The organism is Luteolibacter sp. LG18, from assembly GCF_036322585.1.
Lineage (GTDB): Bacteria > Verrucomicrobiota > Verrucomicrobiia > Verrucomicrobiales > Akkermansiaceae > Luteolibacter.
This window is the reverse complement of sequence record NZ_AP024600.1, coordinates 1,288,832-1,308,682: the sequence shown is the minus strand read 5'-3', so window position 1 is coordinate 1,308,682 and position 19,851 is coordinate 1,288,832. Positions and strand designations below refer to the sequence as shown.

Genomic DNA, 19,851 nt, shown 5'->3' with positions numbered 1-19,851 from the left:
ATCTTGCCCTCATTGGAAGGGTGCTCGGATGAGGCGGAGCCGGCTTGGACAACCGTGCCGTTAAAACAGGGATCGTTTCAACGGCATCGAGGCGGCATGCGCTAGTGGCAAATGCGCTTCAGTTCCAGGTGGAGAAATCCCGGCCATATTCCGGCCCAGTTCCAAAACAATGGGGGATTGAACAGGGCGAACCTTTTGTGATGGATCACCAGAATACGTCTATAAAAGCGTGCCTTCCGTGCCTCATGTCCATGAAACACCGGCAACCATTCCGTCACCTTTCACCCATTCCCACGCTTCGCAGCCGAGACGCCGGATGCGGGTTATTTGAGCGAGGAGACGGTGATGCTGTCAGGCCCTGCTTCTGAGATCTGTTCTTCAACTGTATTTCAAAGACCCAAACCCATGCCTTCAAACCCCAAGACCGCTGGCTGGCATCTTCTGCTTCTGCCATCCTCGCTCATGCTGGCCTTTGCTTCTTTCGCGAACGCCCAGTACAACGATTTCAATATTCCGAACAATGCGGACTGCATCATGCAGGACTACCGGTCGCCGAATGTTCCGCCCGGCGTCTATGATGCGATCCACACCAATAACGTCAGCAGCTCTGATGGTGGTTCGGGTTATTTCTACGGTGGTTATGTTCACCAGGGCCAGGGCGGCACCAAAACGCTGGTGCAGTATGTCTGTTGGCCCTCCAGCGGCGGCACGCCGTCGTATGCCCAGCAGATCCCGGTCTTCGCGGGCACAAACATGGCCACCAACGTCGCGATCGGCGAGGGCAGCAGCTGCTCGATCAAAGGCTATTGGCCGCAGTTCTCCTCCAGCCAGTGGTACCGCTCGGTGGTACGCTTTTGGCAACCTGCGGACGGTACGGCTCATGTCGGCTATCAGGGGATGTGGATGAAGGAACCGATCAGCGGGAACTGGTACCATCTCGGCACCTTCCAGTATCCCTTCGCCGTTACCGGCGTGAACGGGATGAAGGGATTCCAAGAGAATATCGGTGGCAATTATTCGGGGGATTATGTCGCGGATCGCGGTAATGGCTACTATCACAAGTCCGGCGTGTGGAACCGGGCCAACCAGATCAGCTTCACCTCGTCCGGTTTCGTTTCCCTGATCGATTCCAACACCGCCACCCGCTCCCAGGTGGGGCCGACCTACAGCGGCTCCTACAATGTTCCCACCACTCTCACTCTTTCCGGCCAGCCAGCCGCTCCGACCTTCGATCCGATCGTGGTGGGCAGTTCAAGTGCCACGACCTACGGCTCGCAGTTGCTGGTGAAGTGGGACCTGCCGCTGACGAGTTCACCGCAACTCAGCTACAAAATCGAGGTCTTCAACAATTCCGGCTACACCGGATCGCCCGCGCTGACCTTCACCGAGAACGAACCTGAAATCCGGCAGAAGATCCTGAACATCACCGGCATTGCCACCCCCTATGTCCGGCTGACGATTTCGGACATCTTCTACAACAACGGCACACCAGTCCTCATCACTCCGACCACCGCTACCCTGAATGCCGCGACTTCGGCTTCGGGAGCCGTCAGCGGTTTGAACTACCAGTACTATCAGGCGACCTCCGGCACTTGGACGGTCCTGCCGGATTTCACGGCCTTGACCGCGACCCGTCAGGGAGCCGTCAGCATTCCCGACGCCACGCCACGGTTGCGCCGCACCGATTACGGCTTCGTTTACAGTGGTTACTTCAATGCCACTGCCGATGGCTTGTATGCGTTCACCCTGCGCTCCGGTGACGGCAGCGTGCTGGTCATCGATGGAACGAACGTCATCGACTTCGACGGCCTGCATGACCCCAGCCAGTTCAAGAGCGGCGGCATCGCGCTGGCCACCGGCAAGCACTCGCTCACACTGAAGTATTTCCGCGGCACGCCCAACGCGACGAACCCGAGCGTCTATAATGACGGCATCGGCCTGACCTACGAAGGCCCGGGTATCGTCGTGGGCGACGTTCCCGCCTCCGCCTTCTCGCGGGTTCCGGGAGCCAGTGAGCCGGTCATCACCATGAGCGCGCCGGCCAATGGAGCGACCGTCGTGAACTCCAGCCCAGGCTTGAGCGCGGCAGTCACCGCGAACGGAGCCACCATCAACAGCGTCCAGTTCTACATGACCGGCGACAAGGCCTACTATCCACGGCCCGACAAGTCGGCGGGTTACTTCATCGGCCAGGATGCCACTGCTCCCTACACTCTGAACTCGATGGTATGGACGGCACCCTCGAACCAAGTGCGTGCGCGCCTCGTTTACAACGGGAACCAGACGATTGATTCGGCTCCGATCACCATCACTACCACCAATCCCTCATTGGGTTCGTGGAACTGGGATCCGCTTGAGGTCCACAACTATTCCACCGGTGCCGGCATTCAGGGGGACAAGATGACGATCATCGGAGATGGCATGGACATGCTGAGCCGCCAGGTCACCGGTGACTGCACTCTGATCGGCCATTTGGTAAGCCTCCCAGCTGTCACCGCGGGACCGGATGGCGTCGCGCCGAACTCGAGCTGGCGTGCGGGCTTCATCCTACGCAGCACCCGCAATGCGAGCGTCGGACAGCCGCTCGGTGACGGCAGCGGCACCCGTTTCGCCGCTCTGTTCAGCACCATCGGGGGCGGGACCTATTTCCAGGACGATACCATGCGGGACGTCAACGGCGATGCCAACCGTTGGTCCTCCAATGTCGGCGGAGGCAACCGTTGGTCTAAAATCCAGCGCGTCGGGAATGTCTTTACCAGTTCGGTCTCGGTGGACGGAGTGAACTGGACACAGGTCAACAGCGTGACGCTCTCCGGCTTCGGCACGACGATCAACGCCGGTGCCTTCGTCAACGCCGTTCAGTCACAGAATCCGAACATCCACACGGCCACCTTCGACGGCATCAGCATCCTGGGCAACGTCACCGGCCCCGCCAGTGTGGCGGTCAGCCCTGCGGCGAACACGGTGATCAGCGGCCTTCCCGCCACCTTCACGTCATCCGTCATCGGTCCGGTGCCGACCAGCTACCAATGGCAGCTCAATGGCGTGAACATTCCCGGCGCGACTAGCGCCACCTACACCATTCCGAGTGTCAACCCAGGCAACGCCGGCAGCTACACCGTAGTGGTGAATGGGGTCACCACCAGTTCGGCAGGGGTTCTGTCTATCAGCTATCCCGGTGGCTCCGGCACCTGGACGAACACCGCGGGCGGTTCCTGGACCACCACCACAAACTGGATTGGCAGCACCATTGCCAGTGGCACCGACACGGTGGCGGACTTTAGCACGCTCAACCTCTCCGCCAACCAGACGGTTTCGCTCAACGGCGCGCGCACGGTGGGAGCGCTGGTCTTCGATGACCTGAATGCGACCAAGCACACCTGGATGCTTGCTTCTGGTAGCGCCGGGCCGATCACGCTCGCCACCTCCAGCGGCACGCCCGATCTCTCGGTCAATACGGCCACCACGATCAGCGCGGTGGTGGCGGGGACGCAGGGATTTGATAAATTCGGTTCCGGCTACCTGACGCTGAGTGGCACCGGAACCTTCACCGGCCTGACTAATGTCAATGCTGGCACGCTCGAGGTTCAGAATAAATCCGGCGACACTCCCTACACGGTTGCCCAGGGAGCCACGCTCAAAATCGGCTACAGCACCGGCGGTAGCAATGCGAACACCGGACTGACCATCAGTGGCAATGGCACCGCGGCCACCACCGGATTCTATCTTGCGGGCGGAAAGACCTACAACTGCAGCGGCGGCATCATCCTCCAGTCCGCCCCCACGACCATCCGTCAGTATGGCACCGGCCTGGCCAAGATCGGGATTTTCGACATCAACTCCACCGGCCTCTGGTGCACCGCCGACGCTTCCGGATCGGTCCTCGATGCGAACATCCAACTGGTCAATTCGGGCTACGGAATGGCGGTCAAGGTGGACTCCGGCGCGGCGACCGCCACCGGCGATCTCGTTCTGAATGGAACACTCAACGTCGGCAGCATGGGCCTCTACAAGCGCGGTGCCGGCTCGCTGCTCCTGAATGGAACGGCCACCGCTTCCAATTACGGCATCCAGATCCAAGCCGGCACCGTGATCTGCGGCGTCGACAATTGCCTGGGATCCACTGCCATCGTTTCGATTTCATCCGGAGCCGCGTTGTCCTTGAACGGCTTCAATCAGACGCTCTCCTCGCTGACGTCTCCCTCCGGAAGCACCTTGTCCTTCGGTGGCACCAATACTCTGACCACCACCACCGCCACGCTCGGAGGAGCCCTGCAGATCTCCCTCAACAAGGGAGCAGTGCAGACCGCCAGCAAGTTGGTGCAGACCACCGGCACGTTGACCTGTGGTGGCACCCTGACCGTCACCAATACGGGTTCCGCTCTGGTGGCCGGGGACAGCTTCCAGTTGTTTTCCGCACCGGCGTATGCGGGTTCCTTCTCGTCGGTCTTGCTGCCGCCGCTTTCGGGCGGCTTGCGCTGGATCACCTCGCGCCTTGCCGTGGACGGCACGGTCCACGTGGCCGCGCCACCTATGGCCGTGAATGACAGCGCCATCACCGCGGAAGACACGACCGGGACCTTCGCCGTGATGGTGAACGACAGCGATCCGGATGGCGACGCTATTTCACTCTCCTCCGTCACGCAGGGTGCTCACGGCACTGTGACGATTGTAGGCAGCAACGTCACCTACACCCCGGCCGCGAATTACAATGGAAGCGACTCCTTCACCTACACCATCGCTGACGGTATCGATGGCAACTCCACCGCCACGGTGTTCGTGACGGTCACTCCAGTCAATGACACGCCAACCTACACCGCGAATCCAATCACGGGCAGCGGGGCCACGGAAGACAGTGCATACTCCGGATCGATCGCCAGCTATGGCGCGGACGTCGATGCGGGCGATACCTTGACCTACTCGAAGGTCAATGGTCCGTCCTGGCTCACCGTTGGCCCCAATGGCGCGCTCTCGGGCACGCCGGTCAACAGTGACGTCGGCGTGAACAGCTTCACCGTGAAGGTGACCGATGCGGCAGGCACGAGTTCGACCGCCACACTCAACATCACCGTCGCCAACACCAACGACGCTCCGATCTTCTCGACGAATCCGATCACTGGCAGCGGTGCCACTGAAGACAGCGTCTACGTCGGTTCGATCGCCAGCTACGGCTCGGACATCGATGTGGGGGACACCCTCACCTACTCGAAGGTCAATGGTCCGTCCTGGCTCACCGTTGCTGCGAATGGCACGCTCTCGGGAACCCCGGTCAACGGTGACGTCGGAGTGAATAGCTTCACGGTGAAGGTGGCCGATGCGGCAGGCGCGAGCTCGACCACCACGCTCAACATCACCGTGGCTAACACCAACGACGCTCCGACCTTCTCGGTAAATCCGATCACCGGTGCCGGAGCTACCGAAGACAGCGTGTACTCCGGTTCCATTGCCAGCTATGGCAGTGACGTCGATGCGGGCGACACCCTCACCTACTCGAAGATCGGTGGCCCATCCTGGCTCACCGTTGCACCGAACGGTCTGATGTCCGGCACTCCGGTTAATGACGATGTCGGCCTGAACACTTTCACCGTCAAGGTGACCGATGCCGCGGGCCTGAGTGCCTCCACCACGCTCAATATCACAGTCGCGAACACCAACGACGCGCCGACCTTCACCGCCAACCCCATCACCGGCAGCGGTGCCACGGAAGACAGCGCCTACTCCGGCTCCATCGCCAGCTATGGCAATGACGTCGACACGGGGGATATCCTGACCTACTCGAAAATCAGTGGTCCGACCTGGTTGGCGGTCTCCACCAATGGCAATTTGTCCGGGACTCCCCGAGCCTCCGATGGCGGGCTCAATACCTTCACCGTGAAAGTCACCGACGCGGCGGGAGAAAGTGCCACCACCGAGCTCGATATTACCGTCACGCTGATGAACAACAACGGCGTCTTCACCAGCACCAACGGAGGTTCGTGGCCGGATACTGGGAAGTGGAGCGGAGGAGTGTTCGCCAATGGCATCGGCAAGGCCGCGGACTTCAGCACGCTGAATCTTACGGCCGATACCACCGTCACGCTCGATGGCGCGCGCATCATCGGCAACCTGACCTTCGCGGATGCCGCCACCGCCAGCAACAACTGGACGCTCAACACCGGCAGCGGCGGTCCGCTGACGCTCGACGTCACTACGGGAGTGCCGACCATCGCCGTCAACAACCGCACGGCGACGCTCAACGTCGTGCTGGCCGGTACCAAGGGTCTTGCAAAGACCGGTGGCGGCAACCTCACGCTTGAAGGGGCGAACACCTACAGTGGCGGCACCACCATCACGCCGCCCAGCGACGTCACTGTCGTTACCGCCGCCAATTCCGCGGCCTTCGGCACTGACAATGTCACCATCATCGGGAATGGCAGCTATTACAGCCCCGCGCTGAGCGTGAACGCCGGTCTCACGATCCCAAACACCCTGACACTGAAAGCAGGCTCCAGCCGCGCGGTCCTCGGTCTGACCGGCACCGCGAACTGGAGTGGCAATATCACGGTGGATGGCGCCGTTTCCAGCGGCCTCGCAGTTGTCACCGCAGGCGGCACCGCGGCCAATCCGAGCACGATCAGTGGGAACGTCGGGCACACCGGCGTAAATGCGAACCTCTTCGTCCTGCGCAGTTCGGGGAACTACGGCAACGTCACCGGTTCGATCTCCTACGGCACCGGCACCGTGCAACTGCTGGACAGCACCAACTGGCAATTCAGCAATGTTTCGAACACGTGGGGGGCGCTCGACATCAGCAATGCCGGGGCGGTCGCTTACGTGGGTGCGACCAATACACTGTCCCCGAGCGGGGTCGTTTCCTCCACCACCGCTGGCACCTTGCGGCTGAGCAACCAGGCGGCCACCGGCGGTTTCAGCCAGAGCATCGCCGGTCTGAGCGGCAGCGTCAAAGTCGGCATCGCCACCGGCTCGGCCATGCTCACGCTCAACACGTCTTCGGACCAGACATCATCGGGTGTGATCTCCGGCGCGGTCAGCCTGGTGAAGAGCGGTGCCGCGACGCAAACCCTGTCCGGCCTCAACACCAACACAGGCACGACAACGGTGAGCGGCGGCACGTTGAACGTCACCGGAGCTCTTGGCAGCGGTGCGGTCACCGTGCAAAGCGGCGGGACGCTTGCCGGCTCCGGCAGCGTGAATGGCGCGATCACCGTGCAGAGCGGCGGGACGCTGGATCCCTCCGGCACACTCACGGTGAACAACACTCTCACGCTCGGCGGCACCACTCAGATTACCGTCGGCAAATCCGGTACGACCCTCAGCAATGACAAGGTCAGTGGGATCTCCACCGTGACCTACGGCGGCACGCTCAGCATTGCCAACGGCGGACCCACGGCTCTTGTGGCCGGTGATAGCTTCATCCTGTTCAGCGCCACCACGCGCAGCGGTGCTTTCACCACCATAAGCCTGCCTACCCTCACCAGCGGACTGACCTGGGATACCACCCGCCTCGCGGTGGATGGCACCCTCGCGGTTGCTTCAATTCCGGTCGGCTGGACATCCGCGGATATTGGCAGCACGGGTGCCACCGGTGGTACAGGATACAGCTCCGGCACCTACACCATCAGCGGCAGTGGTGCCGATATCGGCGGCACGGCGGATGCCTTCCGCTATGTTTCCAGCACCCTGTCCGGTGATGGCGAAATCCGCGCCCGCGTCACTTCGCAGACGAATACCGGTGGCTGGGCGAAGGCCGGCGTCATGATGCGCGATGGCACCGCGGCCGGAGCCACCCATGTCATGATGGTGGTCACGCCATCCAATGGTTTTGCCAACCAGTACCGGGCCAGCGCCTCGGGTAGCAGCACCAGCATCGCAGGCCCTGCCCTCAACGCGATGCCGAACAACTGGGTGCGCATCACCCGCAGCGGCTCGCTCTTCACCACCTACGTCTCTGCCAATGGCACTTCCTGGACGCAGGTCGGACAGGAAACCATCACCATGGCCTCGACCATCAACGTCGGTCTCGCGGTGGATTCCAATGCCGCGAGCGCCCTCAGCACGGCGACCTTCGATAACGTCACGGTCACCCCGTATCCATCCCCATGGCTCACCGCTGATATCGGCACCACCGGCGTCGTGGGTCGCTCTGAATACTACAACGCCATCCACACCTTGAACGGTGGGGGAGTGATCGCTGGCAACGCCGATGGCTTCCGCTACACCTACCAGGGCTTGACGGCGGATGGGGACATCACCGTACGCATCCCGAGTTTCACCAGCACTGGTAACAGCGCGCGAATCGGTGTGATGATCCGCAACAGCCTCGTGGCGAACTCGCCCCATATGTTCCTCGGTACCAATGGCGCGGGTGCCTTCACCTGGAGCTACCGCACCACCGCCGCAGGCTCCACCACCACCTTCAACAGCGGCACCGCCACCGCACCGAACGTGTGGGTTCATCTGAAGCGGGTCGGCAACGACATCACTGCCAAAATCAGTACGGACGGCTTGAACTGGACATCGCTGGGCACGGTGAACATCACGATGGGCACCAACTGCTACATCGGCCTCGTCGACTGCAGCGGCAACACCGCTGGACTGAATACCGCGACCTTCGACAACGTCACCGTCACTCCGTAGAAGCGATTTCAGAGGGCGTAACGCGGATCAATCGATCGGGCCTCCATCCTTCTGATGCGATCGCTGTCGCAACGCATCATAAATCGGCGCGCTGCCGAGCCACTCCGCCACCCCATAGGCGGCCAGACACGAGGCCAGCAGCGGCAGCATGAAATCGTATTTGCCGGTCATCTCCACCATCAGCACGATACCAGTCAGGGGCGCGCGGACGATGGCGGTGAACAGCGCGCCCATGCCCAGCACGGCGAAGGATTCCGGATTCGGCATCCATGGCGGGGACAGATGGGCGATGCCGTGGCCGAACAGCAGCCCGCCGAGCGCGCCCAGCACCAGCAGCGGGGCGAAGATCCCACCTGCCGTGCCGCAGCCGTAGCAGGTCATCGTCAGCACGAAGCGCGCGAGCAGCAGCAGCGGCAGGATGCCTACCGCGATTTCCCCCGCGATCGCCTGGTCCGCCAGCGTGCCACCGCCGCCGGAGAGGTGCGGCATATACCAGCCCGCGATTCCCGCGACGAATCCGGCCACGGCACCGCCGAGCCACTTCGAGCGGGTCAGGCGGTCGAAGCCATCGAGACTGCCGAGCAGACACTTGTTGAACACCACGCCGAGCAGCCCGGCGAGAAGGCCCAACAGCAGGGCGAGAGGCAGTTCATTCACGCTCATCACCGGCATCGCTTCCAGGTGAAACACCGGCTTGTCCCCGACCAGCAGCCGCGAGACCACATCCGAGGATGTGGAGGCAAGGAATGCCGCCACGAACACCACCGGCGTGAAGTTCCCCTGCAGCTCTTCCAGCACGAAGATCATGCCCGCCAGCGGCGAGTTGAACGCCGCCGCCAGACCTGCTCCGGCTCCCGCGCTGATGAGGGCCTTGCGCTCGCCACCGCCTGCCTTCACCCGGAACCAATCCGCGACCATCAGGCCGGATGCCCCGCCCATCTGCACCGTTGGGCCTTCCCGTCCCAGCGTGAGGCCACCGCCGATCCCGATCACTCCGGCAATGAATTTGACCGGCAGCAGGCGCTTCCAGTTCAGCTTGGCCTTCCCCAGCAACACCGCCTGCAGACGCGGGATGCCGCTGCCTGCTGCTTCCGGAGCCAGACGCCGCACCATCCAAAGGCCGAGGCCACCCGCGAGCGCGCCCAGGAACGTCCATGCCGCGAACGATTGCCAGCCATGCAATCCGCCGAGCTGCGCGTTGCGCAGGCTTTCGGCCCATGCCAGCGCCAACCGGAACGCGGATGCCACCACACCCGCGACCAAGCCCACCACCAGCGCCTTCGGCAGGATGTGCCTGCGCCGCACCTCTTCCTCATTCAGGCCGCTTCCTATTTCGGAGACAGGATCATCTGCATTCGTCACGACCGAGGGTGTGCCGGCCCGCTTTGGAGGGCAACCGGCGGAGCGATCTCTGTTTGTAACGGAAATTACCGACGCGTGAAGAGTTGGAGTTCTGACGCCTTGGCCGATCCGCAGTTCCGAAGGCACATGGAAACACAGGGCTGATTTATAGCCCCGATTGGCTTGAGAAGAAGAAACGATCTCAAGAAGCTTTCCCCATCATCATTTGCCGTATGACAATTTGGATTCTCCTTCTTCTGGCGGGTGTCGCCCTCGCTTGGATCGGCGGAACGCTCTTCGTCAATGGAGGAATCGGTATTGCCAAATGGGCGAAATGGCCCGCAGCCGTCATTGGGGTCACCGTTGCAGCATTCGGCACTTCTTCACCCGAACTGATGGTAGCTGTCCGTTCGGCGATCGGTGGAGTGCCGGAAATCTCTCTCGGAGACGTCCTGGGCAGCAATGTGGTAAACATCTCCCTCATCCTCGCCTTGGTATTGGCGTTCTCTGGAATGCAGGTGCAGGACAAAGGAGTAGGCCGGGATTGGTTGATCGCGCTCGCGACGCCCATCTTGCTGACGATCATCTTGTGTGACGGTTGGTTTTCACGCTTCGATGCCGCTCTGCTTCTGATCTGTTTCACCGGATGGCTGGTCTGTGTCGTCCGCCACGCACGCAGACACGCCGCAGCCCACTCCACCGAGGCTGCGGAAGTGGCCGAGGTTCCTCAAAAACCAAGAAAGCTGATCATCGCCGAATTGTGCGGGGGATTACTGCTGCTTGTTGGCTCGGCCCAACTTGTGGTTCTCGGAGGAACCGGTGTGGCCACAGCTCTGGGATGGAGTCCGTTTCTCGTGGGAGCCGTCGTGATCGCACTGGCAACTGGAACTCCGGAGCTTGCCACCACGATCGTTTCCCGCGTCCGAGGCCACCATGATGTTGGCTTGGGAACGATTCTAGGCAGCAATGTCTTCAATTCAATGGTGGTGGCGGCGGCGGCGGCTCTCATCAAGCCCTATCCCGTCGCCTTCCGGGAAATCTGGCCCAGCCTCGCCATCGGGGGTTTCACGACTCTTGTCATTTGTCCCGGGAAAAGCGGTCGACTGAATCGAAAGAGAGGAGTGGCCCTCCTTTTGACCTATGCTGGGTATCTTGCATGGAACATCCTGGGCAAACATTGACGACGGCCATTCCAACGAAACAGCCCGAATCCCGGAGGAATCAAGCCAAGTGGCTTTCCGGATGAAGTTCCAGTCCCCGCTTTCGGGATGGCGGCAAATCCGTCAACTTACTTCATCAGCTCGGCCGGGTCACCGGGCAGCCTGTAATCCTTCGTATTCTGGATCCCGCAACGCAAGAGGGCGTTGTCCTTTGTGACCACGGCAGCGCTGTCGGACAACAGAATGCCGCGGGCGAAGGCATCGCGAATCTGGCAACCGGACACTTCGCCCGTACCGTGGAAAAAGGCGACGGCATCATCGCCGGAGGCAATGAAACGACAGTTCTTCACGATATTTCCCGTGGTGGGTGGATCCCATGGCTGGCCGATCTGTGGCCCTCCATCGGGCGAGGCTAAGCAGGGCGTTTGGCCTGCGATGGGCGCTGCCCGGTCGGTAACGCAATCCAGAATCTGGATCTTGTCGAACCCGCCGCGGAAGACGCCGCGGGTTTTCTGGGTCCATTTCACGGACTGGAAAATGAAGTCGGAGCCTCCCATGAACCAGTACGCTTGGCCGCCGTGGCCCTTGCCGCCGTGCTTCGACTTGATGCCGATCAGCTCTCCCTTCTGATAGCCCGGCACCAGGTTCTTCTTCACGAGATCAAGCTGCCAAAGCCGGCCGCCGAGAGGCTTGGCCTCGCGCCACGCGATCTGCATGTTATCGTTCACCACCAGCTGGGGATCTTCCTTGCTATTGGTGTAGCGGCGGAGGAAGCGCCCCTGATCGCTGGTGGGGTTGAAGATATCGGCGGGAGTGGGGAATCCTTGCTGGATGTCGAGCACCACTTTGCCCGGAGCGGCTTCCACCACCAGCCCCTGGCTCACCGTATATTTCGCGCGGGTCATGTGCATGTCGGACATGGTCACGCGGAAGACATTGCGACCGAAAACCGCATGAATGTCGTTGCTGAAAACCAATACGGTTTTGTCCATTCCCGCGCCTTGGAGGATCAGCCGCCCCTCGGGCCCTGGATTCACCCCGCTGAGGTCGATCGAGCCGTCGTCCGACTCCTTGCCTTCGACGTTGTAGGTGCCGGCATCGAACTCCAGGATAATGGTGTCATTGGGCTCCTTGCCGAAATGCCCCTTTGCCTCCTGGACCGCCTTGCGGATGCCGTCCGCATTGATGCCGTATTGCTTTTGAACGTTCCAGCGGAGCGTCTCCGCGCCAGCGTTCAGCGATGGGATGCCGGCCAGCACGGCGATGGCGGCGATGCGTGGGAGTCGGGAAATGATGAAGGGAGACATGGGAGTCAGCGGTGTTTCTTGGAAGGACCGTTAGGAGGAGCAGGAACCGGATCCTTGGAGGCATCGGGCGAGGTATCTTTGACGAAGTCTTCCTTCGTTCGGGTTTGCAGGGCCGTGAGCGTCGACCAGTCGGCGCGGCGGGTGTCGAAATTGAGGACACGGACCTCCGCTGGCTGAAGCATGACGGTGAGGGTCTCACCATAGCGCCAGGTGTCCTTCAGGCCTGCCAGTGACTCGGCGAGCGGGGAACTCAGTTGGTAGATCTTCCCGGTGGAGCTTTTGGTAAGACCCGATTTCCGATCGAGGGTGAAGGTATAGGATTGGGGTTTATCCGAGGGATTATGCAGCGAGACATACCCTTGGTCATCCAGCCAGGCGGTGTAGCCATAGACCTCCTTCTTGCGTGGATCGCCGCCATGCATCCTGGACTGTTTGAAGGTGGGGAAAACCTGGCGGGCCCACAGGAGACCTTCGGCCAGAACGTCCCAGTCATACGGCTTGAGAATATCCGGCTTGAGGTATAGCTCGACGAATCCGGTTCCCCGGGACAAATCCATGTAGAGATACTTGCGGAAGGTGTCCTTGGACTCGTCGCTGCTGGTCTTCTTCGGTTCGTGATTGAAAATGGAGCAAAGCGGGAACTGGGTGTTCTCGGAAACGGCGAGATCGTGGTAGACGCGGTCGCGGTAGACGAGTTCGCCGGTACGAGTAGCTCCACTTGCCGCGTCTCCCGCATTGATCATCCACACCGAGTCGATGTGTTGGAGCCACCAGGGAGAAAGCCACGCGCCGTTGGAGATGACGATGTAGACGTTGGGGTTGATGGCGTGCATCTTTTGGAACGCGTCGATCAAACGGTCCGATCCATCGGTGAGGTACTGGATCTTCTGCGGGTCGTATTGGGGATCGTTGAGTTCCTGTTCCGAACCCTTGAAGCCCTCGATGTCAAAGTTGCGCGTATTGAGGTGTCCGAATACTCCATCGAGTTTGAAATAGGTCACGCCCATCCGGGTAAGCTGGCCGAGCCGGTCGGTGAGCTTTTCCATGTAAAGCGGGTCCGAGAGGCTCATCCAGGGATCGAGGGCACGAAAGCCCGCCTTGCGCATGGCGGGAATGGCCGGTTGGCCTCCGAACACGCAGCCGGGAGACATCCACAGACCGAGGCTCGAACCAGCGGTCTTGGTCGCGGCCCTCACGTCCTTGAACTCCGGGTCGAACTTTTTGTTCACCTTCCAGACCGAGTCGGACCAATCGGATGGATCCTGCCAGCCATCGTCGATGACGTAGGCCGCAAGCGGAGGGACACCGCGGGTGCGATTGAGCTCCTGGCTGATCTTTTCGACCGAGGCAATGAACTTGCCAGCCTCGACATTCTTTCCCTGGTCGAACCAACAGTTGTACTGGACCTGGAGGCGGAGCGGGCGGAGGCGGGTTTGGTCGATGTAGTCGAAGAAGGCCTCCTTGGTGAAGTCCGGGGAATCGGCGACTCCGAGGACGGAGGAATGGGTGGTGTAACGCTGGCCTGCCTTGAGGGTTCTTCCAACGAGGTAGGAGCAGACGAGAGTCCCGTCCTTGACCGTGTTGACAGAGGCGGGGTGCTCGATGCCCCAGAAAGTTCCCGATTCCCGGGTGTAGAGAGGTTGACCGAGTCCCGGCCGCCATTGGCCCGCTCCCCGGGCGGTGATCTGGGAAATGGTATAAGGCTGGTAGGCTTGTGCCAGAGTGAGGGACTCCAGGTCGATCCCGGCGATCTCAAGATCCTGAGCGGGTGTAATTTCAAGCGACTTCCGAATGAAGCTGTCATCCGCGCCCAATACATAGGTCAACTTCGCCTCCATGGCAGGACGAGCCGCCTTCATCCCGATCTCCAGGCAAGCCACTTCCTTGCCATCAATGACCGGTTGACCGGCTTTCTTCGATACGATGGAGAAGTCCGAGGGTGAAAGAGTAGCGCCGGTCTTCAAGTGGAGGACGAACTCCCTGGCATTGCCGGGAACGAGGGTTTTGCCATCCAACTTGTTGAGAATCTCGGTCGTGGAGATCGCACTTTTCGTGGAGATCGTGCGCTTGAGTTTTCCGTTCCCGATCGTGATCGTGTCGCCCTCGATGAGGGCTTGGGGTGCAGCCAGCATCAGGCCTGGCATGAGGACGAATAGCGCGCAGAGGGTGTTCATATAGGCTCCCAGGAATACAGACAGGCGATTGGACGCGGCTAGATCAGAGGGCAAGGGAAACGGAAATCTCACACCAACCGATAGAAACCGACAGTCCGATCTTAACCTCCGGATGATAAAAATAGGAGAAAAAGCTCCCAGATGGTCCTGCATGAGAAATACCGGTCGGCACCGCCTCCCGCGTCATGAATCCCGACCTGATTATTTTCGCGTAAGATTCCGCCCGCTCCGGCTATTGTATCACGACCATGGAACCCTTCGATCCCCTCGCCGATCCCTCAACGAGCTTCGTGAGCCTGATCACAAGGCATCAGGGAGACGTATGGGCTTTCATTCTCACCCTCATGCCCGGTCACGCGGATGCAAAAGACGTTCTGCAGAAAACCAACGTCGTCCTTTGGCAAAAGCGTGACGACTTCACCATGGGCACCAATTTCAAATCCTGGGCACTGACGTGCGCGCGCTTCACCGTGATGGATCACCTCAAGCGCATGAAGTCCGACAAGATGCGCTATTTCGACGATTCCCTGCTCGAAACCATGGCCAACGAAGCGAGCCATCGTCCGGGGAATGCCGACGTTCGCCTCGAAGCTCTGGAAGGGTGTCTTCAAAAACTCCGTCCGCAAGAACGGGAGCTGGTTGAATTCCGCTACGGCAGCGAGGGCGGACTGGAAGAATTCGCCAGGAAAGTTGGCCGCAGCGTGTCCGCCCTTTCCGTGAGCCTTCACCGCCTGCGAACCCAACTCCGGAAGTGCATCCAGAGCCACCTCGAACCCGAGTGCCCGACCTCATGAACCCGGCAGAACTCGAACGCGCGATCCAGGAGGTCTTCGATGGCACGGCAGGCGAAGAGACAGGACACGCCTTGGCCGGAATGTTGAAATCCGATCCCGCAGCACGCGAACTCTACTACCAGCACGCGGAGCTGCAACAGGCGCTTACCACCCGCTTTTCGCAAGGCACGGCGGCTGAAACCGCCACCGTGCTCACCAACTCCAGACTCCGTCTGCAGAACCGCCGCCGCGGCATCGTGGCCATTCTCTCCGCCGCGGCAGTCCTCATGCTGTCTGCGGTCGTTCTCCGGCTCATCCTGACGAAAGCCCCTGAACGGTTGTATTCCTTCGAGACTGCGGCTGGAAGCCTGGTGTCGATCACGGGCTCCCGCCCACATGCAAAATCGAACGAGCTCACCGTGGGCTCCACCGTCCAGCTCGACCAGGGATCGATTGAGCTGACTTTCGGCCACGGATCGCACGCGCTCATCCTTGCTCCCGCCAGCTTCCATGTTCCGTCCCGCGACATCCTGCAGCTCCAACGTGGTACGGGATGGTTCCGGATCGACGAAACCACCCAAGGCTTCAAGGTGGTGACTCCGGGGCTCGAGGTGACCGACTTCGGGACCGAATTCGGGGTCGTTTCCGAACCAGACATCCCTGACCAGGTCCATGTCTTCAAAGGACGGGTCCGCGCGAAAAACCTGAAGGCAAACGATCACGAGGAGGATCTCGTCGCTGGAGATGCCCGCGTTTCAGATCCGGCAGGCAAGCTCGTGTCGACCCGGAGCCGTCCGTGGGATTTCCTTGTCCGTCTGCCTGAGTCAGCCTCCGATGGGCTCATCGTCAATGGCGGTTTTGAGTCCGGGGAAACCCCTCCTGACTCGAGCTTCGGAGTCGAAGCCACCCCATCCAATCTGCCGGGCTGGCGCTTCGGTCGCAGGATCGCGGTGGTCCGCGCCAACTCGGAAGGAGAGCCGGGATATGGAACGAAACGCATCACCATCCTCTCGTCCACCGCGGACAAGCAGGTGGCCTTCAATGTGGGCGGCCATGGTACCCCGAACCCGAATCTGGTCCGCATTTACCAAACTTTCACCACCCAGCCCGGCCTCGAATACGAAGTAGGCTTCGAGATGGGCGGCATTTTCTTCAGTGAAAATCCGGTCGCGATCACTGCTTCCGTCCACAATGGAACGGGTCCTGGCGGCGCTGTCATTTCCGAGCATACGGAGCAGCGCCAACCAAGCGAAGGCAATGGCTACAACGCTCCCGCCGCCTTCCGCTTCAAGGCAGCTTCCGCCAACACCACCCTCGTCTTCACCGAAACCAGCGCCTCGTCTTTCCGGGCCGACCCCGTGATCGACAACGTCAGCGTCAAAGCCGTCCGCTAAATCCGGACCTCGGACATCCTCTGGCACGGCAGGCTGGTCGAGTACGATAAGGAAGAGGTCGTCGAGTTAATGGCCCCGCCACTGCCGGTGACTATCCGCATCCGAGTTCCGCGACCTCTTCCCACCAGCCACCTTGCATCCACCCCTCCACTCTTACTCTCAGGCAGCGCCATGAATCTCCGCTTATCCATCATCGCATCGATCTGTCTGACTCTTCCCTCTACAGCGAAGGATTCCACCCCAGCGGACTTGGAAGCTCATGGCCTGATCGAACGCATCACTCCCCAGGTGGCCGAAAGCTTTCAGGTGGACACTTCGCTCCCAATGCACGATGGCAAGGACACCTTTTCGATTTCCGATACCGATGACGGCAAGATCCTGATCAAGGGTAACAACGGTGTTTCTGTAGCTTCCGGTTTCAACTGGTATCTCAAGAACCGCGCCAACTGCCACCTTTCATGGTGTGGCGACCAGCTCGCTCTTCCCCATCCGCTGCCGAAGGTCGGCGAGCCCGTCACCGTCACCTGCCCGCTCGAGCGCCGCGTCTATTTCAACTATTGCACGCTGGGTTATTCCGCTGCTTGGTGGGATTGGAAGCGCTGGCAGCGTGAGATCGACCTCATGGCCATGCAGGGGATCAATACCCCGCTCTCCATGGTCGGCCTCGAAGCCGTCTGGTACAACACTCTTCTCAAGAACGGCTTCACCGATCTCGAAGCCCGAACCTTTCTCTGCGGTCCCGCCTACTTCGCATGGCAGTGGATGACCAACATCGAAAGCCATGGCGGTCCGCTACCGAAGTCGTGGATCGACCAGAGCGCCCTACTTGGGAAACAGATCATCGAACGCCAGCGCGCACTGGGGATGACCCCTATTCAACAGGGCTTCACCGGCCATGTTCCGCGCCTTGCCAAAGAAAAATTCCCGAAGGCCAATATCTCCTTCAAGAAAGAATGGTGCGGTTTCCAAGGAGCTGCCCAGCTTGATCCGCTCGATCCTCTTTTCGATACTCTCGGGCGCTCGTTTCTCGAAGAGCAAGCCAAGCTATTCGGAACCTCCCACCTCTACGGGTGTGATCCCTTCCACGAAGGCGCTCCGCCTGTCGCTGGCGATGATTACCTCGCGAAGGTGGGCGGCAAAATCGGTCAATTGATCAATAGCATCGACCCAAAAGGGACGATCGTCATGCAGTCATGGTCGATCCGCAAACCTCTCGCCGTCGCAATTCCAAAGGATCGCCTCCTCGTCGTCGACCTCGGCGGAGTTAAGAACACGGCTAACGATAATTTCTGGGGCTTCAAGTTCGTCACCGGTCGTCTTCACAATTTTGGTGGTCGCATCAACCTGCATGGCGACATGCGCCTTCTCGCCACCAACCCCTTTGCCAGCATGTCGAAATCCATTCCCAACTGCATCGGTGGCGGACTCTTCATGGAAGGCATCATCCAGAATCCTGCCTTCTACGAGCTCGCCTTCGACACTCTCTGGAAGGCTGATCCGGTTGATCCCAACCAATGGCTCCACGACTATGCGCGTCGCCGTTACGGAGCCGAATCCGAGAATGCGAACAAGGCATGGGACCTCCTGCTTGAGACCGTCTACAAGCCAGGAACCGACGGCAAAGAGAACTCATCGATGATCGCCGCCCGCCCCGCGATCCGTCCGAAAAAATCCGGTCCCAATGCCGGCTTTCTCATCCCTTACCCGCAGGCCGATCTGCTCGAAGCCTGGACTCTCCTCCTTGCCGATGCAGATAAGCTCCAAGGCTCCGACGCGTATCGCTTCGATATCGCCGACATCGGGCGTCAGGTCCTCAGCAACTATTCTCAACTCCTCCAACCACGAATCGCCGCGGCATGGGACAAGAAGGACCTTGTTGCCTTTGATAAGGCCTGTGCCGAGTTTGACCAACTCCTGCTCGATGTGGATACGCTCATCCAACCGCGCCCGGAATACTCGCTCGCCAAATGGATCACCGACGCCCGCTCTCACGGCACCAGCCCGGCCGAAAAGGACCTTTACGAGAAGAACGCTCGCGGTCTCATTACGGTCTGGGGGCCGATCGAGGGAGCAGACCCGATCATCGTGGACTACGGCTGGCGCGAATGGTCCGGCCTCATTAAGGACTTTTACTTGAAACGTTGGCAGATGCACCACGCCATGCTGCGCAAGCACCTCGTCGACGGTACTGCTTACACGGAGGATGGGATCCGGCAAACGCACGGCCGTGAGGCTTTCGGAGCGAACGCTTTCTTCAAGGAGCTGGGGGCCTGGGAGCTCAATTGGGTCAGAACTCCCGGCAGTGTCGGTTCTCCGGTCGTAAGCGGTGACGAAGCCGCTCTTGCTCGCCAGTTTCACGCGAAATACGCCGATTCGATCAAGGTCGCCGCCTCCGCCCCGATGGAGAAGGCTCCCAAGGTCGGTAAATCGGCTGCCCGTTGGAAAGCTGGCAGATTCGGCTCTACAGTCCCCAAAGCCGTCGACTTCAACATCGCCGAATCCATTGATGGCGAGGGGATCTACGTCGTCACCTTCCGCGGCAAGCAGGATAAATCCCGCCTGAACATCACCAAGGTAGAGCTGCTCGAAAACGGAAAGACGATTTCCACCGACGCCCACCAGGGCTATTCGGGCGGATCCAATCAGAATAACAAATACACGATCAAGTTGGAGAACCACGCCTTCGGCACCAAGTACGTGCTGAGGGTTACTGCGATGTCAGATGGCGAAATCGAATCCAGCGGCGATATTTCTATAACCAAGAAGCTGTGAGCTTCACTTTGCTGGAGTGCTGTGGCAGCAGGTCTCCGGATGAATCCTTCAGGAAGGGGGCGTTGAGAGACGCGTATTGGAATTGATTGTGTCTTGATGAAACGCTTTCTCTTCGCCCAGCCTTCCCTCGTTTGAGAGATCGATCCCGGCCAATAAAAATACGAAGAAGCAAGGCTTGCCATAGACGGACGCACAAGTGAGCGAGCGGCGTGACGGTGCATCCGGCATGGGGTTCATTCCACGCTTGAGGGAAATTCGCGGTCCCAGGTTAAGATCGTATGACGTTCGGCTAT

At 60.3% G+C, this 19,851-nt stretch carries 8 protein-coding genes; 5 read left to right on the top strand and 3 right to left on the bottom strand.

What is annotated here, in order from left to right; translation table 11 throughout:
* Window positions 1–405: 405 nt before the first annotated feature.
* Window positions 406–8,637 carry a tandem-95 repeat protein gene (locus tag llg_RS05505; RefSeq protein WP_338288602.1) on the top strand — a complete coding sequence of 2,744 codons (8,232 nt, stop codon included), beginning with the start codon at window positions 406–408 and terminating at the stop codon, window positions 8,635–8,637.
* Between the two features lie 27 nt (window positions 8,638–8,664).
* Here the strand turns inward: llg_RS05505 and clcA are convergent, their stop codons facing one another.
* Window positions 8,665–9,942, bottom strand: coding sequence for a H(+)/Cl(-) exchange transporter ClcA (clcA, locus tag llg_RS05500; protein WP_338288600.1), 1,278 nt, complete (start codon window positions 9,940–9,942; stop codon window positions 8,665–8,667).
* Window positions 9,943–10,211: 269 nt separating this feature from the next.
* On the opposite strand from clcA, the gene llg_RS05495 reads away from it, so the two are divergent.
* The gene (locus llg_RS05495; protein ID WP_338288598.1) at window positions 10,212–11,159 is read left to right on the top strand and encodes a sodium:calcium antiporter; all 948 of its coding nucleotides are present in this window, start codon (window positions 10,212–10,214) and stop codon (window positions 11,157–11,159) included.
* A 107-nt stretch (window positions 11,160–11,266) separates the two neighbouring features.
* Here llg_RS05495 and llg_RS05490 read toward each other — a convergent pair whose 3' ends face one another.
* Both llg_RS05490 and llg_RS05485 read right to left on the bottom strand, forming a co-directional pair.
* Window positions 11,267–12,445, bottom strand: a complete 1,179-nt coding sequence (locus llg_RS05490) for a hypothetical protein (protein ID WP_338288597.1) — start codon at window positions 12,443–12,445, stop codon at window positions 11,267–11,269.
* Window positions 12,446–12,450: 5 nt separating this feature from the next.
* Window positions 12,451–14,619, bottom strand: a complete 2,169-nt coding sequence (locus llg_RS05485; RefSeq protein ID WP_338288595.1) for a hypothetical protein — start codon at window positions 14,617–14,619, stop codon at window positions 12,451–12,453.
* A 248-nt stretch (window positions 14,620–14,867) separates the two neighbouring features.
* On the opposite strand from llg_RS05485, the gene llg_RS05480 reads away from it, so the two are divergent.
* The 3 genes from llg_RS05480 to llg_RS05470 all read left to right on the top strand — a co-directional run bounded on the left by llg_RS05480 (window position 14,868) and on the right by llg_RS05470 (window position 19,558).
* The gene (locus tag llg_RS05480; protein ID WP_338288594.1) at window positions 14,868–15,413 is read left to right on the top strand and encodes a sigma-70 family RNA polymerase sigma factor; all 546 of its coding nucleotides are present in this window, start codon (window positions 14,868–14,870) and stop codon (window positions 15,411–15,413) included.
* The gene (locus llg_RS05475) at window positions 15,410–16,786 is read left to right on the top strand and encodes a DUF642 domain-containing protein (protein WP_338288593.1); all 1,377 of its coding nucleotides are present in this window, start codon (window positions 15,410–15,412) and stop codon (window positions 16,784–16,786) included. The genes llg_RS05480 and llg_RS05475 overlap by 4 nt, the downstream gene beginning before the upstream one ends.
* Before the next feature lie 171 nt (window positions 16,787–16,957).
* Window positions 16,958–19,558, top strand: a complete 2,601-nt coding sequence (locus llg_RS05470) for an alpha-N-acetylglucosaminidase (protein ID WP_338288591.1) — start codon at window positions 16,958–16,960, stop codon at window positions 19,556–19,558.
* Window positions 19,559–19,851: the final 293 nt, after the last annotated feature.